The 25,842-nt window shown below is 68.0% G+C and carries 23 protein-coding genes and 2 pseudogenes; 13 read left to right on the forward strand and 12 right to left on the reverse strand.

Annotated elements, in window-relative coordinates:
- Positions 1–21 precede the first annotated feature (21 nt).
- A complete protein-coding gene (locus tag LXE91_RS32110; RefSeq protein WP_039356690.1) occupies positions 22–669 on the reverse strand; it encodes a LysE family translocator in 648 nt (215 codons plus the stop codon).
- A 287-nt stretch (positions 670–956) separates the two neighbouring features.
- Here LXE91_RS32110 and LXE91_RS32115 point away from each other — a divergent pair, with 287 nt between their 5' ends.
- A complete protein-coding gene (locus LXE91_RS32115) occupies positions 957–1,439 on the forward strand; it encodes an Lrp/AsnC family transcriptional regulator (RefSeq protein WP_021159229.1) in 483 nt (160 codons plus the stop codon).
- A gap of 443 nt (positions 1,440–1,882) precedes the next feature.
- Here the strand turns inward: LXE91_RS32115 and LXE91_RS32120 are convergent, their stop codons facing one another.
- Together LXE91_RS32120 and LXE91_RS32125 are read right to left on the reverse strand one after the other, a co-directional pair.
- Entirely contained in the window at positions 1,883–2,026 is a 144-nt protein-coding gene (locus LXE91_RS32120; protein ID WP_223274296.1) for a hypothetical protein, read from the reverse strand.
- A 243-nt stretch (positions 2,027–2,269) separates the two neighbouring features.
- A pseudogene (locus LXE91_RS32125) lies at positions 2,270–3,924 on the reverse strand (IclR family transcriptional regulator).
- A 177-nt stretch (positions 3,925–4,101) separates the two neighbouring features.
- Between LXE91_RS32125 and LXE91_RS32130 the strand changes: the two are divergent.
- From LXE91_RS32130 to LXE91_RS32140, 3 genes are all read left to right on the forward strand, one after another.
- On the forward strand, positions 4,102–5,061 hold the full coding sequence (locus LXE91_RS32130) for an MBL fold metallo-hydrolase (protein WP_039356683.1): 960 nt from the start codon (positions 4,102–4,104) through the stop codon (positions 5,059–5,061).
- A 179-nt stretch (positions 5,062–5,240) separates the two neighbouring features.
- Positions 5,241–6,584: an MFS transporter gene (locus tag LXE91_RS32135; protein ID WP_039356680.1), complete on the forward strand. Its 1,344-nt coding sequence runs from the start codon at positions 5,241–5,243 to the stop codon at positions 6,582–6,584.
- An 86-nt stretch (positions 6,585–6,670) separates the two neighbouring features.
- Positions 6,671–8,011, forward strand: coding sequence for an MFS transporter (locus LXE91_RS32140; RefSeq protein ID WP_046196512.1), 1,341 nt, complete (start codon positions 6,671–6,673; stop codon positions 8,009–8,011).
- Between the two features lie 109 nt (positions 8,012–8,120).
- Here the strand turns inward: LXE91_RS32140 and LXE91_RS32145 are convergent, their stop codons facing one another.
- Together LXE91_RS32145 and LXE91_RS32150 are read right to left on the reverse strand one after the other, a co-directional pair.
- Positions 8,121–9,941 (reverse strand): sensor domain-containing diguanylate cyclase, encoded by a 1,821-nt coding sequence (locus LXE91_RS32145; protein ID WP_223274297.1) that lies wholly within the window; start codon positions 9,939–9,941, stop codon positions 8,121–8,123.
- Positions 9,942–10,268: 327 nt separating this feature from the next.
- A complete protein-coding gene (locus LXE91_RS32150; RefSeq protein ID WP_039367221.1) occupies positions 10,269–11,069 on the reverse strand; it encodes an SDR family NAD(P)-dependent oxidoreductase in 801 nt (266 codons plus the stop codon).
- A 136-nt stretch (positions 11,070–11,205) separates the two neighbouring features.
- Here LXE91_RS32150 and LXE91_RS32155 point away from each other — a divergent pair, with 136 nt between their 5' ends.
- Both LXE91_RS32155 and LXE91_RS32160 read left to right on the forward strand, forming a co-directional pair.
- Positions 11,206–12,165 carry a GlxA family transcriptional regulator gene (locus tag LXE91_RS32155; RefSeq protein WP_039367223.1) on the forward strand — a complete coding sequence of 320 codons (960 nt, stop codon included), beginning with the start codon at positions 11,206–11,208 and terminating at the stop codon, positions 12,163–12,165.
- Positions 12,166–12,241: 76 nt separating this feature from the next.
- Positions 12,242–13,390, forward strand: coding sequence for an epoxide hydrolase family protein (locus LXE91_RS32160; RefSeq protein WP_039367226.1), 1,149 nt, complete (start codon positions 12,242–12,244; stop codon positions 13,388–13,390).
- Positions 13,391–13,483: 93 nt separating this feature from the next.
- On the opposite strand, the gene LXE91_RS32165 is transcribed toward LXE91_RS32160, so the two are convergent.
- The gene (locus LXE91_RS32165; protein WP_039367227.1) at positions 13,484–13,975 is read right to left on the reverse strand and encodes a 2,4'-dihydroxyacetophenone dioxygenase family protein; all 492 of its coding nucleotides are present in this window, start codon (positions 13,973–13,975) and stop codon (positions 13,484–13,486) included.
- Positions 13,976–14,143: 168 nt separating this feature from the next.
- On the opposite strand from LXE91_RS32165, the gene LXE91_RS32170 reads away from it, so the two are divergent.
- From LXE91_RS32170 to LXE91_RS32180, 3 genes are read left to right on the forward strand one after another with little or no spacing between them, the layout of a single operon-like run.
- Positions 14,144–14,614, forward strand: coding sequence for a MarR family winged helix-turn-helix transcriptional regulator (locus LXE91_RS32170; RefSeq protein ID WP_039367235.1), 471 nt, complete (start codon positions 14,144–14,146; stop codon positions 14,612–14,614).
- 47 nt (positions 14,615–14,661) lie between these two features.
- Positions 14,662–14,997: a hypothetical protein gene (locus tag LXE91_RS32175; protein ID WP_039367237.1), complete on the forward strand. Its 336-nt coding sequence runs from the start codon at positions 14,662–14,664 to the stop codon at positions 14,995–14,997.
- Positions 14,994–16,232 carry an MFS transporter gene (locus LXE91_RS32180; RefSeq protein WP_039367241.1) on the forward strand — a complete coding sequence of 413 codons (1,239 nt, stop codon included), beginning with the start codon at positions 14,994–14,996 and terminating at the stop codon, positions 16,230–16,232. The genes LXE91_RS32175 and LXE91_RS32180 overlap by 4 nt, the downstream gene beginning before the upstream one ends.
- A 102-nt stretch (positions 16,233–16,334) precedes the next feature.
- Here LXE91_RS32180 and LXE91_RS32185 read toward each other — a convergent pair whose 3' ends face one another.
- Positions 16,335–17,285 (reverse strand): LysR family transcriptional regulator, encoded by a 951-nt coding sequence (locus LXE91_RS32185; protein ID WP_039367243.1) that lies wholly within the window; start codon positions 17,283–17,285, stop codon positions 16,335–16,337.
- A 105-nt stretch (positions 17,286–17,390) separates the two neighbouring features.
- Between LXE91_RS32185 and aptA the strand changes: the two genes are divergently transcribed.
- The gene (aptA, locus tag LXE91_RS32190) at positions 17,391–18,746 is read left to right on the forward strand and encodes an omega-aminotransferase AptA (RefSeq protein WP_039367245.1); all 1,356 of its coding nucleotides are present in this window, start codon (positions 17,391–17,393) and stop codon (positions 18,744–18,746) included.
- Between the two features lie 50 nt (positions 18,747–18,796).
- Entirely contained in the window at positions 18,797–20,314 is a 1,518-nt protein-coding gene (locus LXE91_RS32195) for a CoA-acylating methylmalonate-semialdehyde dehydrogenase (protein WP_039367248.1), read from the forward strand.
- Positions 20,315–20,472: 158 nt separating this feature from the next.
- On the opposite strand, the gene LXE91_RS32200 is transcribed toward LXE91_RS32195, so the two are convergent.
- From LXE91_RS32200 to LXE91_RS32205, 3 genes and pseudogenes are all read right to left on the reverse strand, one after another.
- Positions 20,473–20,847 (reverse strand): COG4315 family predicted lipoprotein, encoded by a 375-nt coding sequence (locus LXE91_RS32200; RefSeq protein ID WP_021159211.1) that lies wholly within the window; start codon positions 20,845–20,847, stop codon positions 20,473–20,475.
- A 295-nt stretch (positions 20,848–21,142) separates the two neighbouring features.
- Positions 21,143–21,286 (reverse strand): annotated as a pseudogene (locus LXE91_RS43705) (EamA/RhaT family transporter); the annotation flags it as partial.
- Positions 21,287–21,444: 158 nt separating this feature from the next.
- Entirely contained in the window at positions 21,445–22,380 is a 936-nt protein-coding gene (locus LXE91_RS32205) for a helix-turn-helix transcriptional regulator (protein ID WP_039367249.1), read from the reverse strand.
- Positions 22,381–22,467: 87 nt separating this feature from the next.
- On the opposite strand from LXE91_RS32205, the gene LXE91_RS32210 reads away from it, so the two are divergent.
- Both LXE91_RS32210 and LXE91_RS32215 read left to right on the forward strand, forming a co-directional pair.
- The gene (locus LXE91_RS32210) at positions 22,468–23,895 is read left to right on the forward strand and encodes a cytochrome P450 (RefSeq protein WP_039367482.1); all 1,428 of its coding nucleotides are present in this window, start codon (positions 22,468–22,470) and stop codon (positions 23,893–23,895) included.
- Between the two features lie 232 nt (positions 23,896–24,127).
- A complete protein-coding gene (locus tag LXE91_RS32215; RefSeq protein ID WP_039367252.1) occupies positions 24,128–24,433 on the forward strand; it encodes a hypothetical protein in 306 nt (101 codons plus the stop codon).
- Positions 24,434–24,513: 80 nt separating this feature from the next.
- Here the strand turns inward: LXE91_RS32215 and LXE91_RS32220 are convergent, their stop codons facing one another.
- Positions 24,514–24,897 (reverse strand): hypothetical protein, encoded by a 384-nt coding sequence (locus LXE91_RS32220; protein ID WP_039367255.1) that lies wholly within the window; start codon positions 24,895–24,897, stop codon positions 24,514–24,516.
- Positions 24,898–25,035: 138 nt separating this feature from the next.
- A complete protein-coding gene (locus LXE91_RS32225; protein WP_039367257.1) occupies positions 25,036–25,836 on the reverse strand; it encodes a helix-turn-helix transcriptional regulator in 801 nt (266 codons plus the stop codon).
- Positions 25,837–25,842 lie beyond the last annotated feature (6 nt).

Below are 25,842 nucleotides of genomic sequence, written 5' to 3' on the forward strand. Positions count from 1 at the left end.
GAGCCGGCCGCCCGGCCGCTTTCAGTTCCAGCCGACCATGATCGCGCCCATCCCGACGAGCAGGCCGCCGGTCACGCGGTTCATCGCGCGCATCCGAGCGGGCCGCTGCAGTGCGCGGCTCAGCCGGTGCGAGAACAGCGCCATCGACGCAACGCCGCCCGCGAACAGCACCGCGAACGTCGCCGCGAGCAGCAGGAACTGCTGGTTCAGGCTCCAGTCGGCGCTCGGGACGAGGAACTGCGGAAAGAACGACGGGAAGAACAGCAGCGTCTTCGGATTCAGGCCCGAGGTCGCCACGCCGCGCCAGAACAACGCGCGGTGCGAGTCGGTGTCCGGCGTGGCCAGTCCGGCGGGGCCGGCCGAGGCGGCGGGTGCGCCGGCCGGCGCACGGCTGAGCCATTGCTTGCAGCCGAGCCAGACGAGGTAGGCCGCGCCGGCCCAGCGCAGCACGGTCAGCGCGCGCTCGTCGAGATGCACGAGCGAATTCAGGCACAGCGCGGTCAGCGCGAGTTGCAGCAGCACGGCGAGCGTGCCGCCCCAGACGCACGGCAGCGCGCGGCGCCAGCCGGCGCGTAGCGCCTGGTTCATGGTGAGGAGGTTGACGGGGCCGGGGGCGTAGACGAGAACGGCGGAAGCGGCGAGAAACGACAGGTAAAGCCTGAACGACATGACGGGTAGGGCAGGAACAGGATCACGGGCGCCGAAACCGCGCGGCCGGATAGGCGCGCGGGCGGCGGGGGAATCGTATGCCTGCCGGCCGGCACCGCAACTCGTGATTGCGGCCGTGCGTCCCGGTGCGAAGGGGTTGTCGCGGGGAGCGTGCCGGGCAGCAGGCATGGGTAAAAATATATCAAGGGGCCGGATTAAAAGGCTTCCGCTTTTCCATACAAACCGACACAAATCAGGGATGTCGTTCAGATAGAATCCCGGTTTTCAGTAGAAGATTCTTTTTCGCCATGGCCACACGTGAACGCTCGCCGAAAACGCTCGACAGCCAGGACCGCAAGATCCTCGGCGCACTGCAGAAAAATGCGCGTCTGTCGAACGCCGAACTGGCCGAACAGATCGGCATGTCGACCACCGCGTGCTGGAACCGCACGCGGCAACTGGAGGTGGACGGCTACATCGACGGTTACGTCGCGCTCGTCAACCAGCGGAAGCTGGGCTATGCGGACATCGTGATCCTCGAAGTCACGCTCGATCGTCACGAGGACGACGCGCTCGCACGCTTCGGCGAGGAACTCGCCGCGTTGCCCGAGGTGCTCGAGGCCTATCTCGTGTCGGGCGAGTACGACTACTGGATCAAGGTCGCGGTGGACGGCACGGCCGGCTACGAGCGGTTCCTGCGTGAAAAGCTGTACAAGATTTCGAGCATCCGTCACAGCCGCTCGATGTTCGCGCTGCGCTGCATGAAGGACGTGCCGTCGATTCAGGTGTGATCGGGCGGGGATGGGTGTGCGGCCGTCGTTGAAACGACGGCGCATGGGGTTGCGCATGTGCGCGGAGCGTGCCGGCAATCGGGCGAGGGGCCACGCATGATGCGCGGTTCGGCGCCTGGGCCTGCAAAGCGGATGAATCTTCCGTTCGCGGCGATCCGGCGTACTCACGCGCTGGCGAGACAACGGCTGCCCGCCCGGGCAACCGGCAGACAAAACCGCGCCGAGGTTGATCGGCGCCGGCATCGGCTTTGAAGCAACTTCAGAGCAACTTCAACGCGCGCCCGAAACACGGCGCGCATTCAACGGGACTACCCGGCCTGTTTCCGAAGACTTGGCTTGCAACCCGTTGCCCGACACCGCGCCCTCATGGCGCGCGTCCGGGCAAGCGGATCAGCAGGCAGGGCATCGTGCGGCCAACCGGCTGGCGGCCGGCCATTCCGCGTTCAGCGCGGCAGGCGTGCGTGTGCTTCAGCGATGACTTCGCAGTTCTCGAGGTGGAGTGCCCAAGCTTCTGCAATCAGCTCGCCCATACGTGCGAGCCAGCCAGCGGATTCGGTGGAACGGTCGGAGGTGTTAGACGTTTGCATGACGAAGCTCCGTATAGGTGGCGAGTTAGGGATAACCCTAATCATAGCGAAACGGCTTCGCTTTGTGAAATGCGATTTCGTTATATGAGAATTACTGACAATTTGTGTTGCTGCTTCGCAACATGAATATCGGATGCCTGCGCGCGGCCCACATGCGTGACGAGGCCGCGCCTGCACGGCCTCGCATGGAATGAGAGAGGGGGATTCGACCGGTCGGGAGAATGAGGGGCGGCGGCCGGCGGCTTACCCGCCGATCCACCCGAACCGCCACGACAGCCGCCGCGTCGCGGCGAGCAACGCCTGCGCGAGGGCGCTGTCCGGCCCGCGCGGAAAGCCGCGCGACGAGCCGATGATCGCGATCACGAGCCGGATGCTGCCGGTGTGATCGAACACGGGTGCCGCGACCGTTCCGATGCCCGGCACCGGCGCGTCGAACGCGAAATCGAGTTCGTCCGCGCGGATCGTCGCGAGCCGCGCGCGGAAGGCCGCGTCGGTCGGCGCGGCGGCGCGGCCCGCGAGGCGCACGGGCTCGTTGGCGAGCAGGTCGGCCAGCACGTCGTCGGACATGCCGGCCGCGAAGATCCGGCCGATCGCCGTATTGACGAGCGACATCACCGTGCCGACCTGCAGGCTCACGTGCTGCGGTCGCGCTGATTCTTCGAGGCGGATCACGGTCGGGCCGAGCGGCCCGAGCGTCGCGGCCGCCACGCTCATGTCGGTCGCGCCGGCCAGCGCGACGATCTCGGCTTCCGCGTCGCGTGTGGGCGACACGCGCTGCATCGCGATCAGGCCGAGCGCCTGCCCGAGCGGGCCGCCGCCGAAGCAGCCGGCGTCGTCGCGGCTCAGCAGGCCGATCTTCTGCAGGCTGACGAGATGCGGAAAGGCCTTCGCGGCCGGCATGCCGGCCGCCGCCGCCAGATCGCGCAGCGGCAGCGCGCGGCCCGCCGAGACCAGCGCGAGCAGCAGCTCGCCGGTGCTGTCGAGCGCATTGATCCCGCGCTGCGCCTTCGCATCGTCGGCGAGCCCGGGCGGTACGCGCGGGGCGACCGAGGCCGGCCCGGGCCAGACGCCGGCGGAGGCGCATCGTGCGCCGCGCCGAGCGATGCGCTGGCCTGCCGTGCGGCGTCGCGCAATGCCGCTGCGATCGGGCCTTCCCAGTCGACGTCGATCGAGCCCGTCGAACCGATCACCGTCAACGCGAGCTGCAGCTTGCCTTCCGCATCGAACACCGGCACGCACATCGCGCTGACGCCGGGGCTCGGCAGGTCGACGCCACGCTCGATACCGCGTGCGCGGATCGCATCGAGTTCCGCCTGCGGCACGCCGGCGTCCGGCACGGGCTGCTCGGCGCCCGCGAGCGTGGCGCCCGCGCCGGCCCGGCTGGCCGCCATCGCGTCGAGTTGCGCGGGATCGCCGAATGCGCGGAACACGCGGCCGGTCGCCGTCGTGTCGAGCGACATCACCGAGCCGACGTGCAGGTTCACGTGCAGCGGATAACCGCCGTGCTCGATACGCACGATCGTCGGCCCGAGCGCGCCCGGCACCGACAGCGCGACGCTCAGGCCGACCGCTTCCGCGAGCCGTGCCGCGTGCGGCAGCGCCGCGCGATAGGCCGGCTGGCGCTCGATCGACATCAACCCGAGCCGCAGCGACAACGGGCCCGGCTCGTAGTTGCCGGTGATCGTGTCGCGCTTCACGAGCGCGAGCCGCGTCAGGCTGACGAGATAGGTGTGCGCCTGCGCGGTCGACAGGTCGGCCGCCGCGGCCAGCTCGGACAGGCCGAGCGGCTTGCGCCGGCGCGCGAGCGCGTCGAGCAGCCGGCCGCCGACCTCGACACTCTGGATCCCGCGCTGCGCCTTGTGCGGCGCGTCGTCCGCGCTGACTTCGTGGTTCTGCACGCGATGATTCTTCCGTTGACGAAACCCCGCATGGTATCCGACGCCATTTATCGCGCCAGCCCGCAGGTTTACCCGTATTAAACAATAGCAAGTGACTTTGTCATTGACAAATATTCGGCACGGGAAGATGATCCGCTCACTCCCCTCAACACATGGCTCGCAGCCACGGAACGCAACATGGCCAAAGCATTCGCCTCTCAAGCCGATCTGGAAGAGAAGAAAGTCACCTGGACGAAGCTGTCCGAGAACGCCTACGCGTACACCGCCGAAGGCGACCCGAACTCGGGCGTGATCATCGGCGACGACAGCGTGCTGATCGTCGACACGACCGCGACGCCCGCGATGGCGCAGGACCTGATCGCAAAGATCCGCAGCGTGACCGACAAGCCGATCAAGCACGTCGTGCTGTCGCATTACCATGCGGTGCGCGTGCTCGGCGCGTCCGCGTATTTCGACGAAGGCGCGCAGCACGTGATCGCGAGCCGCGGCACGTACGAGATGATCGTCGAGCGCGGCGAGGCCGACATGAAGTCGGAGATCGAACGCTTCCCGCGCCTGTTCGCGGGTGTCGAGACGGTGCCGGGCCTGACCTGGCCGACGCTCGTGTTCGAGCGCGAGATCACGCTGTTCCTCGGCAAGCTCGAAGTGAAGATCATGCACGTCGGCTCGGGCCACACGAAGGGCGACACCATCGTCTGGATTCCGTCGCAGAAGGTGCTGTTCTCGGGCGACCTCGTCGAATACGACGCCGCGTGCTACTGCGGCGATGCGCAGCTCGAACAATGGCCGGCCACGCTCGAGGCGCTGCGCGCGCTCGGCGCCGAGAAGCTCGTGCCGGGCCGCGGCCCCGCGCTGCTGAACCCGGACGACGTGAACAAGGGGCTCGACTACACGAAGGATTTCGTCACGACGCTGCTCGCACAGGGCCGCAAGGCCGTCGAGCAGCAGCTCGACCTGAAGGCGTCGATGGCACTGACGCGTGAAGCGATGGATCCGAAATTCGGTCACGTGTTCATCTACGAGCACTGCTTGCCGTTCGACGTGTCGCGTGCATTCGACGAAGCGAGCGGCATCACGCATCCGCGCATCTGGACCGCGGAGCGCGACAAGGAAATGTGGGCCGCGCTGCAGGACTGAGCGGTTTGCACAGGCGGGGTGTCCGGAAGGGCGCTCCGCCTTTTTTCTGAAGCGGCGACTGGTCACGGCTTCCTGCCGGCTTTCCGTCCGCCGTATCCGATCCCACAAGAAATCAGGGCGCACGTACGCCCCGGGAGACGGCTGCGCGCTCGAATCGCGCAGCCTGTTTGGAGAGAGACATGCCTCAATCGCTTCCCGCCGAAGCCACGCTCGCGCACGCGAGCGCTTCGGCTTCCGCCGCCACGGACGACGCGCTGCTGTTCCGCAAGATCGCCTGGCGAATCGTGCCGTTCCTGTTCCTCTGCTACGTCATCTCGTTCCTCGACCGGATCAACATCGGCTTCGCGCAGTTGCAGATGAAGCACGACCTCGGCTTCAGCGATGCGATGTACGGCCTCGGCGCTGCGGTGTTCTACGTCGGCTACGTGTTCTGCGAAGTGCCGAGCAACCTGCTGCTCGCGCGTTTCGGCGCGCGCCGCACCTTCACGCGGATCATGCTGCTGTGGGGCATCGCGTCGACCGGGATGATGTTCGTGTCGCAGCCGTCGCATTTCTACGTGCTGCGCTTCCTGCTCGGCGTGTTCGAAGCAGGTTTCTTTCCCGGCATCGTGCTGTACCTGACCTACTGGTTTCCCGCGAACCGGCGGGCGGCCGCGATCTCGGTGTTCTTCGCGGGCGTCGCGGTGGCGGGCGTGCTCGGCGGCCTGATGTCGGGCTGGATCATGCGCGACATGAGCGGCGTGCTCGGGATGCACGGCTGGCAGTGGATGTTCGCGATCGAAGGCGCGCCGGCGATCCTGCTCGCGTTCGCCGCGTTCACATTGCTGGTCGACCGGCCGCAGGACGCCACGTGGCTCACGCCCGATGAAAAGGCGCGGGTTGCCGCGCTGTGCGCCGACGGCCGCGGGCACGGCCACGCGCACGACGGGCGCAGCCTCGTGGCGGCGCTCGCGAACCCGCGCGTGTACCTGTTCGCGTTCATCTATTTCTCGCTGACCTGCGCGTCGCTGACGCTCAACTTCTGGATGCCGCTGATGATCCGCGACTTCGGCGTGACCGATGTCGTGGCCGTGAGCCTCTACACGGTCGTGCCGAACGCGGTCGGCGCAGTGGGGCTGATCCTGATCGCGCGCCGGTCGGACCGCACCGGCGAGCGGCGCAAGCACTTCGCGTGCTGCACGATCGGCGGCGGGCTCGCGCTCGCGGCATTGACGCTGCATCTGCACAGCTTCGCGGCGATGCTCGCGTGCCTGTCGGTCGCGGCGACGCTGATCTTCGCCGCGCTGCCGATCTTCTGGGCCGTGCCGACCCGTTACCTGTCGGGCAACGCGGCCGCGGCCGGGATCGCGCTGATCAGCAGCATCGGGATCACGAGCGGGATCGTCAGCCCGTGGGTGATCGGGATGATCCGCACGCGCACCGGCAGCATGGATCTCGCCGTGTATCTGCTGGCCGCGCTGCTGGTGGCGAGCGGCGTCGCGCTGATGCTCGGCGTGAAAGGCGAAGCCGCGCCGCGCCACTGAGCGAGCAACGGCCGGTCGCCGCAGGCGGGCGGTGGCGACCGGCGCTACGCATGGGCCCGTATCCGAATTCATCGAGGAGACGATCGATGTCAGCCCCTCTTCAAGCGGACGCCGCGCGTGCCGTCGCGTCCGGTGTCGCATCAACGGACGACGACGCGCTGTACCGCCGCATCGGCGCACGGATCGTGCCGTTCCTGTTCATCTGCTACATAGTGTCGATCCTCGATCGCAGCAACATCGGCTTCGCCCAGTTGCAGATGCGGCAGGATCTCGGCCTGACCGACGCGATGTACAGCCTCGGCGCGGTGTTGTTCTTCGTCGGCTATGTATTGTTCGAGGTGCCGAGCAACGCGCTGCTGCGCCGTTTCGGCGCGCGCCGCACGTTTGCGCGGATCATGTGCCTGTGGGGCGCGGTGTCGGTCGCGATGATCACCGTCGACAGCGCGAAGCATTTCTACGTGCTGCGCTTCCTGCTCGGGCTGTTCGAGGCCGGGTTCTTTCCGGGTGTGGTGTTCTACCTGACGTACTGGTATCCAGCGCGGCGGCGCGCGTCGGTGCTGTCGATCTTTTACGCGGGCGTCGCCGTGGCGGGGATGGTCGGCGGGCTGCTGTCGGGCTGGCTGATGCGCGGGATGTCGGGCGTGTTCGGGCTGCACGGCTGGCAATGGATGTTCGCGATCGAGGGGGCGCCCGCGATCCTGCTCGGCGTGATTGCCTGGTTCTGGCTGTGCGATCGTCCGGAGCAGGCGAGCTGGCTGTCCGACGCCGATCGCCAGCGGCTCGCGGCCGACCTGGCCGCCGACCGCGCCGGTACCGGTACGCCGGCGCCGCATTCGCTGCGACAGGTGCTGGCCGAACCGCGCACGTACCTGTTCGCGTTCATCTATTTCTCGCTGACCACCGCGCTCCTGATGCTGCTGTTCTGGATGCCGCTGATGATCCGCGAATTCGGCATTCACGACGTCGTGCAGATCAGCCTGTTGTCGGTCGTGCCGAACGCGATCGGCGCGGCCGGCCTGATCGCGATCGCGCGGCGCTCCGATCGCAAGCGCGAACGGCGCTGGCACTTCGCGGCATGTGCGTTCGGCGGCGCGGTGGCGCTCGCACTGCTGACGCTGCACCTGTCGAGCATCGTCGCGATGATGGCGCTGCTGTCGGTCGCGGCGATGCTGATCTTCGCCGCGCATCCGGTGTTCTGGGCCGTGCCGTCCGCGTATTTCTCCGGCGCGGGCGCGGCGGGCGGGATCGCGCTGATCAGCAGCATCGGCGTGTCGAGCGGCATGATCACGCCGTGGCTCGTCGGGCTGATCCGCACCCGAACCGGCAGCATGGACCCGGCGATGCTGATGATCGCGGCGCTGCTGGCCGCGTGCGCGGTCGCGATGCTGCTGGGCGTGCGGGCAGTGCCGCGTGCGGAATCGGCGTGACGCGGGCGGCGGCGGTGCGATTCAGTGGAAGTACGGAAACAGCCCGGGCAGGGGCGCCGGCCTGCACGATCGGTCTGCGCAACGGAGGCGAGCGCTGCCTGCCCGAAATCTACGCCCGATACACCTCGATCCGGTTGCGGCCGCGCTCCTTCGCGAGATAGAGCGCCTTGTCGGCGCGCGACAGCGGCTGGTAGGCGCCGAAGTCCGACGCCCGCATCGCGTCGATGCCGATGCTGACGGTCAGCGTGACCTGCTGGTCCTCGTGCATGAGCCGCGCCTGCATCGTGCGTTGCTGCACGCGCTGCGCGAAGGCCAGCGCGCGGTCGAGATCCGCGCCCGGCAGCACGATCGCGAATTCCTCGCCGCCGACGCGTCCGACGATGCCGTCCGGCCCGGTTTCCGCAAGCAGCAGCCGCGCGAAATGCCGGAGCGCGCGGTCGCCGACCGGGTGGCCCCAACGATCGTTCAGCGCCTTGAAGTGATCGAGATCGAGCATCAGCACCGCGGCGGCCTGGCCGGTCGTGCGCACGGCGCGCAGCGCGGCTTCGCTTTGCCGCATGAACGCGTGGCGGTTCGACAGCTGCGTGAGGTGATCAGTCGTGGCCATCCGGTGCAGTTCGGCCTCGATGTGCTTGCGGTCGGTCGCGTCGGTGATGAAGCCGTGCCACACGGTGCCGCCGTCGGGCGTGCGCTGCGGGCGCGCATCGCCTTCGCGCCAGCGCAGGCCCTGGCCCGGCAGCAGCACGCGATAGTCGAGGCGCCACGGCGTCAGTCGCACCGACGACTCGTGCAGCGACAGCCGGTAGGCGACCAGGTCGGCCGGATGAATGCGCGTCTCGACCGCCTCCGCGCTGCCGGCGATCTGCTCGGGCGTCAGTTCGTAGATGTCGCTGACACCCGCGCTCGCGTACGAAAAGAAGCGGCGCCCGTCGGGCGTCTGTCGCAGCTGGAACACGAGCCCGGGAACCTGATCGGTGAGGTCCGTGACGAGCGCGGCCGAGTCGCGCAATCGCGCGGCGAGCTCGCGCAACGCGGTGATGTCGGTGGTCGTCCCGACCATCCGGAGCGCGCGGCCGTGGCTGTCGCGTTCGATCACCTTGCCGCGGCTGCGGATCCATTTGTACGAGCCGTCCTTGCAGCGGATGCGGTGCTCGACCGCGTAGTGGTCGGTGCGGTGCTCGAAGTGCGCGAGCATCGCGGCCTTCACGTCGGCGACGTCGTCCGGATGCAGCCGTTCGTACGCCTCCTCGATCCGCGTGCTGAGCTCGTGCGGCGCGTAGCCGAGCAGCGCCTTCCAGGCCGGCGAGTAATGAATCTCGCCGGTTTCCACGTTGCGATCCCACACGCCGGTGCCGCTTTCGGTGAGCGCGAGCGTGGTCAGCGTGCTGTGTTCCTCGACGGTGCGCAGGCGTTCGCGCAAGGTCACGGTTTCGATTGCGCGGCCCAGCGCGCTCGAGGCAAGTGTGGCGAGGTCACGTAGCAGCGCACGTTGCGTGGCATCGAGCGCCGGGGTTTTATCGTCCACGACGCACAGCGTGCCGAAGGTCGCGCCGTCGGGCGCGGCGAGTTCGCAGGCCGCGACGACCCGCGACGCGTGATGCGCACCGTCGTTGCGTTGCCCGTTGGCGTGCGCGCGCCACGGGGCGAACCGCGAAGCGGCGGCCGGCGCCGGCTCGGCTTCGGGCGGCAAGACATCGGCGGCCAGCGGGTCGGGAAGCGGATCGGGCAATGCGCCGTCGGCGGCCAGCACGCGTTGCGCATCGGCGTCGGCGCGCGCGATGAACGCGCCGGCCGCGCCGAAATGCGCACGCGCGACTCGGCAGACGGTGTCCAGTTCAGGCAGGGGTGGGAGCGCGGGCAGGCGGTCGGCCGACCCGCGTGCGGAGGCCGGCGCGTCGCCGGTCTCGGTGATGAACATACGGGCCTGCATGGTCGAATTCCGCAACGGACGATTGCCCTCGTGATCGGACGAATGCCGGTCGAACGAGGTCGCTTGGGGACTGCAATCGCAGAGCTTACTGTTGCGCGGAATGCGTGGCAAGCGAACCGGAATCGTCGGTCGGCGCGCGACATTTATGCCGACCGGGAAATAATCCGACGCGTGTTTCAGCAGACGAATTCATCCATCCGCATCTGCCCGTAAGCGTGCCGCGGAACCCCGGATGATGGCGGCCGGTTCGTCGCGCATCCCCGTGTTCCGCAGCCCCTCCCGTGGTTCGACGTGCGTGGTGCTTGCGACCTGCGAGGCGTAGCGTGATCAGCCTGCCGTCGAATAGCGCGGCGCGGGCGTGTCGGCGGACAGGTGCGGCGCCATCGTGCGGCGCGCGGCCTCGTACGCGGCCCATTCGTCACCCGCGTGCAGCGACGGGATCGTCACGAGTTCGCCACGATCGAAGCCGACCAGCGCCGCGTCGACCATGTCGGTCGCCGACATCACGATTTCCTTCGGCAGGTGCTCGAGCGGCAGGCCGCCCGTCTGCCAGAAATCGGTGGCGGTCGCGCCGGGGAGCACGGCCTGCACCTGCACGCCCTTGTCGGCGAGTTCGTGATGCAGCGACTGGCTGAACGCGAGCACGAACGCCTTGCTGCCGCCGTACACGCCGTTCAGCGTTTCCGGCGAGATCGCGACGATCGACGAAATGTTGATCACCGCGCCGTTGCCGCGGGCGACGAAGCCGGGCACGGCCGCATAGGTGAGGCGCGTCAGCGCGGTTACGTTCAGGTCGATCATCCGCGTCATCGCGTCGACGTCGCTGTCGAGCAGCGGCGTGTGCGTGCCGATGCCCGCGTTGTTCACGAGCAGCGTGATGCTCGCATCCTGCTTCAGCTTCGCCTCGACGGCGGCGAGTGCGGCGCGGTTGTTGAGGTCGGCGTCGACGATCTCGACGCTGCGCTGCGTCTCGTTCGTGATGCGGTCGGCGAGGGCGGCCAGGCGGTCGCGGTTGCGCGCGACCAGGATCAGGTCGTAGCCGCGGCGCGCGAGGCGGTCCGCGTAGACGGCGCCGATGCCCGACGAGGCGCCGGTAATGAGGGCGGTACCGCGATGTGCTTGCGTCATGAGGTGCTCCGTTTCGATGGAAATGGCCGGATGGCGTGAAGCCATTCTGGTCTCGAATCGCTGCGACACAAATGACGTAGATGGGTATGATTCAGGACATCGGGCCGACCCTTTCGCCCGGGACGGGAGAACCCACATGCACCGCATCGGCTTTCTGATCAGCGACGGCTTCCAGATCATGGCGCTCGCCGCGCAATCGGTGTTCGAGTACGCGAACATGGGCATGAGCGAGCCGTTCTACGCGATGGCCAACTATTCGGTCGACGGCGGCGACGTGCGCTCGTCGCTCGGGCTGCCGGTCGCCACGCGCGCGCTGCGCGGGCGGATCGCCGTCGATACGTGGATCGTCGCGGGCGTCAACGATCCGCTCGCTTCGCCGGCGCCGGCCGGCGTCGTCGCGTTCCTGCGCCGCACCAGCGCACGTGCGCGACGGATCGCCGGCATCTGCACGGGCGCGTTCGTGCTGGCCGAAGCCGGGCTGCTCGCGCAGCGCCGCGCGACGACGCACTGGGCGTTCGGCCGCGACATGCAGCGGTGCTATCCGGAGATCCGCGTCGAGGACGACCGGATCTACATCGTCGACGGCCCGATCTGGACGTCGGCCGGGATGACGGCCGGGCTCGACCTCGCACTCGCGATGGTCGAAAAGGATCTCGGCGCCGATGCCGCCCGATCGGTCGCGCACAAGCTCGTGATGCACCAGCGGCGCGCCGGCGGCCAGTCGCAGCATTCTGAAATGCTGGAACTCGCGCCGAAATCCGACCGGATCCAGAACGCACTGAACTACGCGCGGCAGAACCTCGGCCGCGCGCTGAGCGTCGAGGATCTCGCCGAAGCGGTCCACCTGAGCCCGCGCCAGTTCAGCCGCGTGTTCACGCACGAAACGGGGCAGTCGCCGGCGAAGGCGATCGAGCGGCTGCGGCTGGAGGGGGCGCGACTGATGATCGAGCAGAGCCGCCATTCGCTCGACGTGATCGCGAAGGAAAACGGCTTTCGCGACCGTCGCCACATGCGCGAGGCGTTCGTGCGCGGGTTCGGCGTCCCGCCGCAGGCGATGCGGCGCGATGCGCGTGCGGAGGAGCGGGACACGGGCTGACACCCGTGGGCGCGAGGCGCCTGCAGCCAGCGGAAAAATCGCGCAGAATCTCCGGCACGTTTCGAGAGGAGACATCATGCACGCCGAGCCGTTCGACATTGCGATACCCGATCACGCGCTGGATGACCTGCGTCGGCGCCTGCGCGCCCGTCGCCCGCCGATGCTCACGCCCGCCGAGCCGTGGCAGCAGGGTGTGGACGGCGCGTGGCTGAGCGAACTGACCGGGTACTGGGCCGAGCGCTTCGACTGGCGCGCGGTGGAGCGTGCGCTGAACCGGTTGCCGCAGTTCGTCGCGGACGCAGGCGGGCAGCGCGTGCATTTCATCCATCGGCGTGGGGCGGGACCGAAACCTTATCCGCTCGTCGTCACGCACGGGTGGCCGGGTTCCGTGTTCGAATTCGACGCGCTGATCGATCGCCTGTGCGACCCGGCGGCATTCGGCGGTGATCCTGACGACGCATTCGACGTGGTCGTCCCGTCGCTGCCCGGTTTCCTGTTCTCGCCCGCGCCAACGGCGCCCGGCATGTCGGCATTGCAGGTCGCCGACTGCTGGGCGGCGTTGATGTCCGGCCTCGGCTATCGACGCTTCGGCGCACAAGGCGGCGATCTCGGCGCAGGCGTGTCGATCGCGCTCGGCGCGCGGCATGCCGACAGGGTGGACGGCATTCATCTGAATTACCTGCCCGGCAGCTACGAACCGCCGACCGACGCGGCTGCGCCGCTGACCGACGACGAACGGGCCTTCCTGACGCAGCGCGGCGAATGGGCCGCGCTGGAAGGCGGATACGCGCATATGCACATGACGAAGCCGCAGACGCTGGCCGTCGCGCTCAACGATTCGCCGGCCGGACTGGCCGCCTGGATCGCCGAGAAATTCCGTGCGTGGAGCGATTGCGACGGCGACGTCGCACGGCGGTTTTCGCATGATGCGCTGCTGACCGGCATCTCGCTCTACTGGTTCACCGGCTGCATCGGCTCATCCATGCAGATGTATTGGGAAAACCGCCTGCAGCCCATGCGCTTCGCAGCCGGGCAACGCGTGACGGTGCCTGTCGCGTTCGCGCGCTTTCCGAAGGAAATCAGCCGTCCGCCGCGCAGCTTGCTCGAACGCGTGTTCGACGTCGTGCAATGGACCGACATGCCGAGCGGCGGCCATTTCGCGGCGATGGAAGAGCCGGATCGGCTGGCCGACGACATTCGGACGTTTTTCCGGCGTTTTCGGTGATGATCGGGTCGGCCGGCGAAGCGCGCCGGCGGCCATCCGGTCGACAGGAAGCGCGAGCGCCACGCGGATCGTGACGCGACGATGGCGCGTGCGCTACCGCGTGACGAACGGCGCGGCGTCGTCCGGCGCCGTACGCGCATGCTTGCGCTGGCGCAGCAGCGCGACGCGGCAGTTCTCGCGCGCGGTTTCGCGGCCGTCGTCGTCGAGCAGCACGAGATCGCCGCGCATCACGTTGAGCGTGATCACATCCTCACCCGGCGCGCAGAGCGTTTCCGGCGTATGCACCGAGCCGGCCGGTTCGAGCACCGTCGAGCCGGCGTGCGCCACCCAGTCGTATTCGCGGTAGCGCCACGCCCCCTGCAACGTATGGACGAACACCTCGCCTTCATGACGGTGGCGCGGCAGCGTGCCGCCGGCCGGCATCTTCAGCAGCGCGGTGAGGGTGTCCTCGGCCGCATTGATGTGCAGGTACTTGATCGCCAGCCCCGGCAGGTCGGCGCTCATCGGCAGCCACGGCAGCGCATCGCCGGGCAGGCACGAGATCGGCGGCAGGTCGTTGGAGAGCGGGGCGGACGGCTGCGTCATGGCGGGCGGCGGAGCGGAAATGGGGAGCCCGCATTATCGCAGAGCCGGCTCGCGCAGCCGAACGGGACGTTTCGCATCGGCACGCGCGCATGCGACGACGCGCGCCTTACAGCTTGAAATGTGCAGCTAAACTGTACAGTTTGACTGTATATCTGCTATCTTGATTTCATGAACACGCCAATGCCTCCCTCCGAAGCCCTCCCGCTGGCCGGCCTGGCCGGCGAACTCCGCATCTCGGTCGGCAAGCTGATGCGGCGGATGCGGGAGCAGGTCCACCCGAACGACCTCACGTCATCGCAGAAATCGGTGCTGTTGCGGCTCGATCGCGACGGCCCCGCTACCGTGTCGGCGCTCGCGCGCGCCGAAAGCGTGCGCCCGCAGTCGATGCGCGTGACGGTCGCGACGCTCGAGGCGCTCGGCGCCGTCAGCGGCGAGCCCGATCCCACCGACGGCCGGCAGACGCTGATCGCGCTCACGCCCGGTTTCCGCAAGGCGCTGCAGGCCAACCGCGCGGCCAAGGACGACTGGCTGTTCCGCGCGCTGCATGCGCAACTGTCGGAGGCCGAGCAGGCCGAGCTCGCGTCGGCCGTGAAGCTGCTGCAGCGGCTCGCCGAATTCCAGGAACCGCCGCGTCCGTAACTTCCGTCGAACCGCATCGACCCGTTAGCCGAAAGGACCACCCGCACATGAACCTCCCGCATCTCGTGTCGTATTTCTTCGGCGGCGCGTTTCTCGCGAACGTCGTGCCGCATCTCGTCAGCGGGTTGCGCGGCGAGCCGTTCCAGACCCCGTTCGCGAATCCGCCGGGGCGCGGGTTGTCGTCGTCCACGGTAAATGTCGTGTGGGGCGTCGCAAACCTGCTGATGGCTTATGTGCTGGTGTGCCGGGTCGGCGATTTCGACCTCCGGGTGACGGCAGACGCGGCAGCGTTCGGCCTCGGCATCCTCGCGCTCGGCCTGTTCCTCGCGCGGCACTTCGGCGAGCTGCACGGCGGCAACGAGCCCGACCGGGAGCGGCCATGAGCGTGCCGGCGGCGGGCGTCTTCCGCTCGCTTCGCAGCTTCAACTATCGCGTGTGGGCGATCGGCTCGCTCGTGTCGAACATCGGCACGTGGATCCAGCGCACCGCGCAGGACTGGCTCGTCCTCACGCAGCTCACGCATCACGACGCGTCGGCCGTCGGCATCGTGATGTCGCTGCAGTTCGGCCCGCAGCTTCTGCTGCTGCCGTGGACGGGTTACGCGGCCGACCGTTTCGACCAGCGCAAGCTGCTGATGGCGACGCAGGCGCTGATGGGCGGGCTCGCGCTCCTGCTGGGGCTGCTGACGGTGACCGGCGTCGCGCAGCTGTGGCACGTGTATCTGTTCGCGTTCCTGTTCGGCTGTGCGTCGGCGTTCGATGCGCCGGTGCGGCAGACGTTCGTTGCCGAGCTGGTCGCCGATCGGGAGCTCGCGAACGCCGTCGCGCTCAATTCGACGTCGTTCAACGCGGCGCGGATGATCGGGCCGGCGGCGGCCGGCTTCATCATCGCGTCGGTCGGCACCGGCTGGGCGTTCCTGCTCAACGGGCTCAGCTTCGTGGCAGTGCTGGCGTCGTTGTCGATGCTGCGTGCCGACGAGCTGCGTGCCCACGCGCGGGCCGATCGCGCGCGCGGCAGCCTGCTCGACGGGTTCCGTTACGTGTGGCAGCGCCCGGACCTGAAAGCGATCCTCGTGATGCTGTTCCTGATCGGCACGTTCGGGCTCAATTTCCCGCTGTTCATCTCGACGATGGCGGCCAGCGTGTTTCATGTCGACGCGCGCGGCTTCGGCGTGCTGTCGTCGATGATGGCCGTCGGCACGATCAGCGGCGCGTTGCTTGCGGCGCGTCGCGACCGGCCGCGCTTCCGGCATCTGTGGATCGGCGCGGCGCTGTTCGGGCTCGGTTGCACGCTGGCCGCGCTGGCGCCGGGCTACTGGCTGTTCGCCGCCGCGCTCGTGCTGACCGGGATCGCGGCGATCACCTTCATGAACTCGACCAACAGCCTCGTGCAGCTGTCGACCGAGCCGGCGATGCGTGGCCGCGTGATGGCGCTGCGTCTCGCGGTGGCGCTCGGCGGCACGCCGATCGGCGCGCCGGTGGCCGGCTGGGTCGCAAATCATCTCGGCCCGCGCTGGGCGCTCGGCGTCGGCGCGATGTCGGGTTTTGCAGCGGCACTGGTCGCGACGCATTTCATGAAGCGGATGCGTGCGCAGGCGGGCGGCGGCGAGGGTGTTTGACTGACCGCTGAACCGTCGCAGGCTGCGTTGCTGCCTACTCAGCCACTCAGCCACTCAGTCACTCAGCCAATCAGCCAATCAGCCAATCAGCCGCGACAGTCGTTACGCAGCCGACCGCGCTGCCGCATGCGCGGCTTCGAGACACGACTGAAACAGCAACGCGGCCCGCGACGGCCGCGGCGAGCGCCGCAGCAGGCTCACGAACCGGCACCGGTAATTGAACCGGTGCGGCGCGATCGGTTGCATCAGCCCCTTGTTTTCGAAGCTTTCCGCGTAATGATCAGGGAGGAAGCCGAGATAGCGGCCGGACAGGATCAGCGTCGCGATCGACTCCTGGTCCGACGCGGTCGCGCTGCGCGTGAGCTTCGCGCGATGGCTCAGCTCCATGTTCGGCGAATGGAAGCCGAGGCCCGCAAACGCATGTTTGCCGATCGTCGTCCACGTGAGCTTGCCGTGCGGCGCATCGTAGAGCGGATGCTGGCGGCCGCAGTAGAGCAGCATCCGTTCGTCGAACAGCTCCGAATACACGAGGCTGCCCGAGTTGCGGTGCGCGGGAATGATCCCGACCTGATAGCTGCCGTCGATGATCCCGCGCTCGACCTCGTTGATCGACGCGACATGCAGGTTCAGCGCGACGTCGGGCGCTTCGTCGGCGAACTGGCGGATCGCGTCGCCGAGCCGCGCGTTCGCGTTGGTGGCCGTCTTGTCGAATACCGCGATGTGCAGTTCGCCGCCCATCCGGTCGTGAATGCCGTCGATCCTGCTGCGAAATGCTTCCATCGACGCGAGCAGCCGCAACGTCTCCTCGTACACCGTCTGGCCCTCGGGCGTCAGCGTGAAGCCCGCTCGGCCGCGCCGGCACAGCACGAGGCCGAGGCGCGTTTCCAGATCCTTCACGTGCCGGCTGATCGTCGAGATGCCGATATTCAGTTCCAGTTCGGCGGCCGCCATCCCGCCGCACTGCACGACGCCCTTGAAGACCCGCAGCAGGCGGAGATCCATGTCGCTGAGCTGCCCGAGCAGCGCGCGACTCTTCGGTTTCTTTGCTTGCATAGATGCGCAAGTGAACATTGATATTGCGATATTCAAAAGACTAATTGGCCTACCGACAATGCGCAATATCAACATAAGGAGGAGGGGCGCCCCGCGCCGACCGACATGACCGACATCACCACCGCCCAGCAGGACGAAACCAACCTCCGCACCGACGCCGCGTGGCTCGACGCGCACTGGATGCCGTTCACGGCCAACCGCCAGTTCAAGGCCGATCCGCGCATGATCGTGTCGGGCAAGGGCGCGTATTACACGGACGCCGAAGGCCGCAAGATCTTCGACGGCCTGTCGGGTCTCTGGTGCACGGGCCTCGGTCACGGCCGCACGGAAATCGTCGAAGCCGTGAGCCGCCAGGTCGCGCAGCTCGACTACGCGCCGGCATTCCAGTTCGGCCATCCGAAATCGTTCGAGCTCGCGAACAGGATCAAGGACCTGACGCCCGCCGGCCTCGACTACGTGTTCTTCACGGGTTCGGGCTCGGAAGCGGCCGATACCTCGCTGAAGCTCGCCCGCGCTTACTGGCGCGCGAAAGGCAAGGGCACGAAGACGCGCCTGATCGGCCGCGAGAAGGGCTATCACGGCGTGAACTACGGCGGCATCTCGGTCGGCGGGATCGGGCCGAACCGCAAGCTGTTCGGCCAGGGGATCGACGCCGATTTCCTGCCGCACACGCAACTGGCCGAGAACAAGTTCTCGCGCGGCATGCCCGAGCACGGCGCCGAGCTGGCCGATCGCCTGCTCGACCTGATCGCGCTGCACGACGCATCGAACATCGCAGCCGTGATCGTCGAGCCGTTCTCCGGTTCGGCGGGCGTGGTCGTGCCGCCGAAGGGCTATCTGAAGCGGCTGCGCGACATCTGTACCGCGCACGACATCCTGCTGATTTTCGACGAAGTCATCACCGGCTTCGGCCGGGCCGGCGCGATGACGGGCGCCGACGCGTTCGGCGTGGTGCCGGACATCATGAACTTCGCGAAGCAGGTGACGAACGGCGTGCAGCCGCTCGGCGGCGTGATCGCGACGAAGGAAATCTACGACACGTTCATGGCCGCGGGCGGCCCCGAGTACATGCTCGAGTTCCCGCACGGCTACACGTATTCGGCACACCCGGTGGCCTGCGCGGCCGGCGTCGCGGCGCTCGACCTGCTGGTGAAGGAAGACGCGGTAGCCCGCGTGCGCGATCTCGCGCCTCATTTCGAAGCCGCGGTGCACGGGCTGAAGGGCCAGCGCCACATCACCGACATCCGCAACTACGGGCTGGCCGCCGGCCTGACGATCGCGGCGCTGCCGGGCGAGCCGGCGCGGCGCCCGTACGAGATCGCGATGCGCTGCTGGGCGAAGGGCTTCTACGTGCGCTACGGCGGCGACACGATCCAGCTCGCGCCGCCGTTCATCTCGGAGAAGCGCGAGATCGACAACCTGGTCAACGCGTTGTCCGATGCACTGAACGAAGTGGACTGAGCCTCCGCGCGCCTCCCGCGATCACCGAATTCACGAAAGAGCCTCAACTGATGAAACACGACAGCAACGTAACCTCCACCGTCGGCCACCTGATCGACGGCAAGCGCGTCGACGGCGGCAGCCGTGTCCAGCCGGTGTTCGACCCGGCCACCGGCGAATCGCACAAGAGCGTCGCGCTCGCCGACAAGCTGACCGTCGAAGCCGCGATCGCGTCCGCGCAGGCCGCGTTCCCGGCGTGGCGCAATACGCCGCCGCTGAAGCGCGCCCGCGTGATGAGCCGCTTCAAGACGCTGCTCGAAGAGCATGCCGACGAGCTGTGCGCGCTGATCACCGCCGAGCACGGCAAGGTGCTCGCCGATGCGATGGGCGAACTGCAGCGCGGGATCGAGAACGTCGAATATGCAACCTACGTGCCCGAGCTGCTGAAAGGCGAGCACAGCAAGAACGTCGGCCCCGCGATCGATTCGTGGAGCGAGTTCCAGGCGCTCGGCGTCGCGGCCGGCATCACGCCGTTCAACTTTCCGGTGATGGTACCGCTGTGGATGTGGCCGATGGCCGTCGCATGCGGCAACACGTTCGTGCTGAAGCCGTCGGAGCGTACGCCGTCGTCCACGTTGCGCATGGCCGAGCTGGCGCTCGAGGCCGGCCTGCCGCCGGGCGTGCTGAACGTCGTGAACGGCGACAAGGAAGCGGTCGACACGATCCTGACCGACCCGCGCGTGAAGGCGGTGAGCTTCGTCGGCTCGACGCCGATCGCCGAATACATCTATTCGACCGGCTGCGCGCACGGCAAGCGCGTGCAGGCGCTCGGCGGCGCGAAGAACTTCGCGGTGGTGATGCCGGACGCCGACATCGGCAACGCGGTGAACGCGCTGATGGGCGCGGCATACGGCTCGTGCGGCGAGCGATGCATGGCGATTCCGCTGGTCGTCGCGATCGGCGACGAGACGGGCGACCAGGTCGTCGCGGGCCTGAAGGCCGAGATCGAGAAGATGAAGGTCGGCCCGGGCAACGGCGCGGGCGTCGACATGGGCCCGCTCGTCACGCAGCAGCATTTCGAGAAGGTGACGGGCTTCGTCGAGGCCGGCGTGGAAGCGGGCGCGACGCTCGTCGTCGACGGCCGCAGCGTGAAGGTCGACGGTCACGACGGTGGTTACTACCTCGGCCCGTGCCTGTTCGACAACGTGAAGCCCGGCATGCCGATCTACCAGCACGAGATCTTCGGGCCCGTGCTCGGCGTGATCCGGCTGAAGTCGCTCGACGAGGCGATGGCGCTGATCGACGCGCACGAGTACGGCAACGGCACGTGCCTGTTCACGCGCGACGGCGAGGCCGCGCGCTACTTCAGCGACAACATCCAGATCGGCATGGTCGGCATCAACGTGCCGCTGCCGGTACCGGTTGCGTACCACTCGTTCGGCGGCTGGAAGCGTTCGCTGTTCGGCGACCTGCACGCGTATGGCCCGGACGCCGTGCGCTTCTACACGAAGCGCAAGACGATCACGCAGCGCTGGCCGTCGGCCGGCGTGCGCGAAGGCACCGTGTTCAGCTTCCCGTCGAACCGCTGACGCGCGACCCGGCTGCATGCGTCGTCCGCCTGCCTGATGGCGGGCAACAACGCAACGCAATGCGGCCGGCGTGACCGCGAGGAGGCCCGCCAGGATCGGCGATCCGCGCGGGCTTTTTTACGTCTGCGCGGCGGGCGCGGAAGACGGCGGAAGGACGGTTACGGGGCGACCACGTGCCACATGTCCTTGAAGTTGTCGCCGTTGCGGTCGCCTTGTTTCATGTCCTTCGAGAAGAAGTACAGCGGCTTGCCTTTGTAGGCCCATTGCGGGCTGCCGTCGTCGCGCTTGACGATCGTGTAGGGCCCGACCGGAACGTCGGTCGCGCTGGCCTTGTACGGTGGCCAGAAGGATTCGCATTGGCCCGTGCACGCACTGGTGCCGGCGTTGGCCTTGTCCTTGTCGAACGTGTAGACGGTCATCCCGTTCGCGGCGACGAGCGAACCGTTTTCGACTTTCGTGATCGAGCCTTGGGCAGACGCCGAAGCGGATGCGATGGCGAGCAGGGCGGAGCTGACGAGCAGCGCGGCTTTCATGGGGGCCTCCTGTAATCCGGTGGGCGGCCGCGATCGTGCACGGGCGAGCGTGCGCCAGGATCGCGATGAATGGTGCCGGAACGCGGTGCCGTTTCCGCCGGTGCGAGCGACGCAGGGTCGAATGGCGATGAACGGGGCGCTCAATTCACGATAGGCGGTTTTTGGCGGGGCTGCGAGAACATCGGGGGGCGTATCGGCCGCGCGTATGCGTCACGCAACGGCGCAGTGATCGCCTCGTGCTTCGCTCCGGTATTTCACATCCGGCCCCGAGGGGCGCATTCCGACGTATCGGCGCGGCACACAGCATGAAGCGTTCGCCCGAGCCGAACGTGTTGCCGAGATCGGTCAGCCCGCGCAGCAATTCTCCGCGGCTGATCACGACCAGCGCGCCGAACAGCGCGACGGCGATGCCGGCCCAGCGTGACAGCGACCAGCGTTCTGAATGCGCGTAATGACCTAGGTGAGCCGATGTGAGAGGAGGGATCGACGTCAGACGGCAGGCGTGCGAAGGGGCCGCGCCCATCCTGCCCGTGCGGGTCGGAACGGGTAATCGGGAACCGGTAGAGCAACGACGGTCGACGCGCGATTGACGCCGCGTCACACCCACAGCCGATACATCCAGAACGATTCGTCCTCGATGAAGCGTTGCGTGAATTCGCTCGGCGAGAACCCCGTGATGCGCTTGACCTCGCGGCTCAGGTGCGCCTGGTCGGCGAACCCTTCGTCCAGCGCGAGCGTGGCCCAGTTGAACGCGGCCCCAGCTTCGAACCGGTCGCGTGCCGCAAAGAACGCGCTTTCCGTCCTGACGAGCGTTTGCCATTCGCGCAGCGATCGGCCGCTGTAGGTCTTGATACGCCGCTCGACCTGGCGCGGGCTGTGGGTATGCCGCCATTCGCGCGCCTGCAGGGCGAGGCGCTCGACCCAACTGCGTCCCGCATTGCGCAGCGACGACAGCGGCGTCGCGGGCCGTAACGCCTGCCAGCGAGGCGCAAGATGACGTTCGATCGCCGCCAGCGCATCGGCGTCGCGGTCGGCGCCGACCAGCGCATCGAGCAGCGGGTGCCAGTCGTGGCCGAGGCACGCATGTGCGTCGACCACGTGGTCGTGGATGTCCGCCAGCGCGATGCCGAACAGCGCCCGTGCCGCATCGGCGGTGAAGCAGATCATGCCGATTCGTCCGCCCGTCGGCGCCCAGGCCACGGTAGGGGCCGAATGGCTGCCCGACAGCGTCACTGCGGCACCGAAGGGGCGCCACCGGGGCCCGTCGGCCGTGGGTTCGACGAAGCCCACGTCGAGATCCCGATACCACGACACGCACACGAGCGGCGTGGCCGGAAAATGCGAGAGCCGCTGCGCGTCGCTCAATGCGACCCCGCGCGTGTCGTGCAACACGATCGCGACCACCGCGCCCTGCAGAGCAGCCGGCGCGGGGTACAGCCGTCCATGCGGCGACCGCCCGTCGCTCGGCGCGCGAGGGGCGCGTGCCAGCGGATCGGGGCATGACAGCGGGATCGATGACGGGTCGGAGAACATGACGCTGGAGTATAGGGAGCGGCCCGACGCGTGTCGATGTCGTTTGCGTTCAAGACCGCCGGCATGCCGGTGCGGACAATCCGTCCCATGAACACCCGATCCACATCCTCTTGTCCATTCCATGCGGGCGCTGCTGCGGTGGCGCCCGTGCTTCACCCGCCCGGCGTATGGCCGCCGGGGCCGCGTGCCGGCCTGACGGGTTGGGGGCTGCTGCGCGCGATGTCGCGCGACCTGCTCGGCACGCTGGCCGGCTGGCAGCGCGCATACGGTGACGTCGTGCACGTGCGCGTGTGGCCCGAGCACGCGGTGGTGGTGACCGATCCCGCACTCGTGCGCGAACTCCTGGTCACGCATCACGATGCGCTCGGGCGCTGGGAGCGTGCCGTTCGCGTGTTTTCGCAGGTCCACGGCCATAGCGTGCTGATCGCCGAAGGCGACGCGTGGCGCGACAAGCGGCACGCGCTGCAGCCTAATTTCATGCCGAAGGCGGTGCAGACGTTCGTGCCGTCGATCGCGGCGACGGCCGGACATGCGCTCGCGCAGTGGCCCGCGCACGATCCTGACTGGCCGATCGAAAGCGCGCTGACGTCGCTGGCGATGGACGTGATCATGCGCACGATGTTCTCGAACGCGATCGGCGACGATGCACGTGCGGCCGAGGAAGCCGTGCGAGCGGTGAGCGCGGCGGCCAACGCCGATTTTTACTGGCCCGCGAGCACGCCGGACTGGGTGCCGTGGAAGCGCGGCAAGGCTCGGGCGATGGCCGTGCTGAACGGGCTGATCGACCGGCAACTGCATGCGCGTCTCGACCTGCCTGAGCGTGCGTGGCCCGACGATCTGCTGTCGCGCCTGTTGCGGCTGCATCGGGACGACGCGCGGCGATGGCCGTTGCAGGCCGTGCACGACGAATGCATGACCGCGTTCCTCGCCGGCCACGAGACGACGGCCGGGGCACTGACCTGGTGGGCGTGGTGCATGGCAACGAATCCGGCGGCGCAGGCCGCCGCGCGCGATGAAGTGTCGCGCGTGCTGGGCGGTTGCGCACCGTCCGCCGAGACGCGATCGTCGTTACGCTACCTGACGCAAACGCTCGAGGAAACGCTGCGCCTGTATCCTTCCGCGCCGATCCTGATCAGCCGCCGCGCGGCGCGGCCGGTCGTGCTGGGGCCATGGCAGTTTCCCGCACGGACGCTGTTCATGCTGCCGCTGCAACTCATGCAGCGCGATGCGAGATGGTTCGACGCGCCCGACGTGTTTCGTCCCGAGCGCTTTGCCGACGATGTGCCGGCCGCACCGCGCGGAACCTACATGCCGTTCGGCACGGGCCCGCGCGTGTGTCTCGGGCAGCATCTGGCCATGACGGAAATGACGGTCGTCGCGGCGATGATCCTGCAGCGCTATGCGTTGTCGGCGCCGCCCGGCGGGGTGCCGCCGCGGCCGGTGCTGAACGTGACGCTGCGGCCGGACCGGCCGCTGCATCTCGCGATCGCGCCGACGGATGAGCGTTCCGCGTGATGCGGACGGCGCGGCCGGGGCGAGCGGGCCACTGAGTCGACGGCAGATCGAACGCGACGGCAGGCGCGGCTGATGCGCGTGCCGCGAACGCTTGCCGTTCGCGACACGCAACGAAATCGAATCGCCGGAACGTAAATGCATGCCAGCCGCTGCGTTCGGCGCCACTGGCGCGGCATCGCGCAGCACCTATGCTTGAAGGGCCCAGGCCGGGCGGAGACCAAGGAGGATGGTCATGCGCATGCTTCTCAACATACGAATCCCTCACGAGCCGTTCAACACGCTGGTGCGCGACGGCAGCGTCGGCGACGTGATCGGGCGAATACTCGAAGCGGTCAAGCCGGAGGCCGTGTATTTCACGGAGCAGAACGGCGGGCGCGGGGCGGTCGTGATCGTCGACGTGAACGATCCGTCGCAGATCCCGGCGCTCGCGGAGCCGTGGTTCCTGATGTTGAATGCCGACTGCGAGTTCCGCGTGGTGATGTTGCCGGACGATCTCAAGAACGCCGGGCTCGCGCAGATCGGCGCGAAGTGGAAGTAGACGTGGCGGGAAGCAGCGCATGACGATGCCCCGGCTCGAGAACGGGCGGGCGGCATGGCGCGCCGTCGTGCGCGTGCCGGTTATCGCGCCGGTTGCGACGGTTCGGCGTTCGCTGCTTCCCCGTGTTTCGGCCGCAACAGCAACAGCTGGCCGCTCAGTGCCGCAGCAGCGACGAACACGAAAAAGAACTGTTCGTTCCATTGGCGCAGGCTGTCGGACGCCACGCCGCCGTGACTTCCGGCCGACGCGCCGGCTTCCAGCAGGAACGTGAAGACGGCCGGCACCGGCGCTGAACCGAGGTAGGCCAGGAACGCGAACTGCAGCCGGCCGCGGGTCAGGATCGACCAGACGTTCTTGCCCATCAGGCAACTGACCAGCACCACCGGCGGGACGAGCACGATCGATGCGGCACTGATCGCACACAGCAGCAGCCAGCCAAGTCCGATGATCGGAATGAGCGACATGAGTCGGGGCTCCAGTTTTCGGGCAATCCTGTTGTCGACGGCGCCTGCGCGTCGGTATTACCGGATGAACCCGGCATGCGGCGCTTCACGGAGTGTGCCCGATTCCCCGCCGGTTGCCATCCACCGGGATCGATGCAGTCATCCGGCCGCGTCTTCCCCCAGCGCCTGGATGAAGCGCGAAAACAGTTCCGGCTGCGACGAAATCCCGAGCTTCGCGTACAGGTGCCGCCGGTGCACCTTAACCGTTTCGGGGGATATCGCGAGCCGCTCGGCAATCGCCTTCGACGAATTGCCGCGCAGCACCATTCTCGCGATCGACATCTCCCGATCGGTCAGCACGCCCGCGCCGAAGCGGGCAAGCGCCTGCTCGACCCGCGCACCGAGATCGGCATCGGGCGTCGCGCGTGCCGCATCGCCCACCAGCCGCCAGTGCTGCCGGATTGCCGCGAGCACCCACGGCATCGCGGCCGTCAGCTTGCCGAGCGGCTCGACGTTGAACCGCGCACCCGCGCCGAGCGACAGCGACAGCAGCATGTCGGCGTTCGGCCGCACGAGGATCTGGATCTCGTCGTCGCCGACCGCATCGCGGAAGTAGCTCAGGAAATATTCGCTCTGCCGGAACAGGTCGGGCGCGACTTCCTCGAGCCGGTAGCAGCCGTCGGCGAGCCCATCGTGCGCGGCCTGCAGGAACGGGTCGAGCAGATACACGCCGTTCAGGTAGAGCGGCACGGGCGATGCGGCATCGGTGCCGCCCTTGTCGTATTCGTCGAGCACGAGCGGCACGCCGTCGGGCCCGATCGCGGTTGCAAGCGCGTTGTCGAACGGCACCATTTCATTGAGCAGCAACACCAGGAACCGCCAGAAGCGCGGCTGGCCGAGGTGATCGATTGCGCGGCCGAGCGCCTGGTGCATCGCGATTTCGGAAAAGAGACGATCCATACCACC

Source organism: Burkholderia contaminans (genome assembly GCF_029633825.1).
GTDB lineage: Bacteria > Pseudomonadota > Gammaproteobacteria > Burkholderiales > Burkholderiaceae > Burkholderia > Burkholderia contaminans.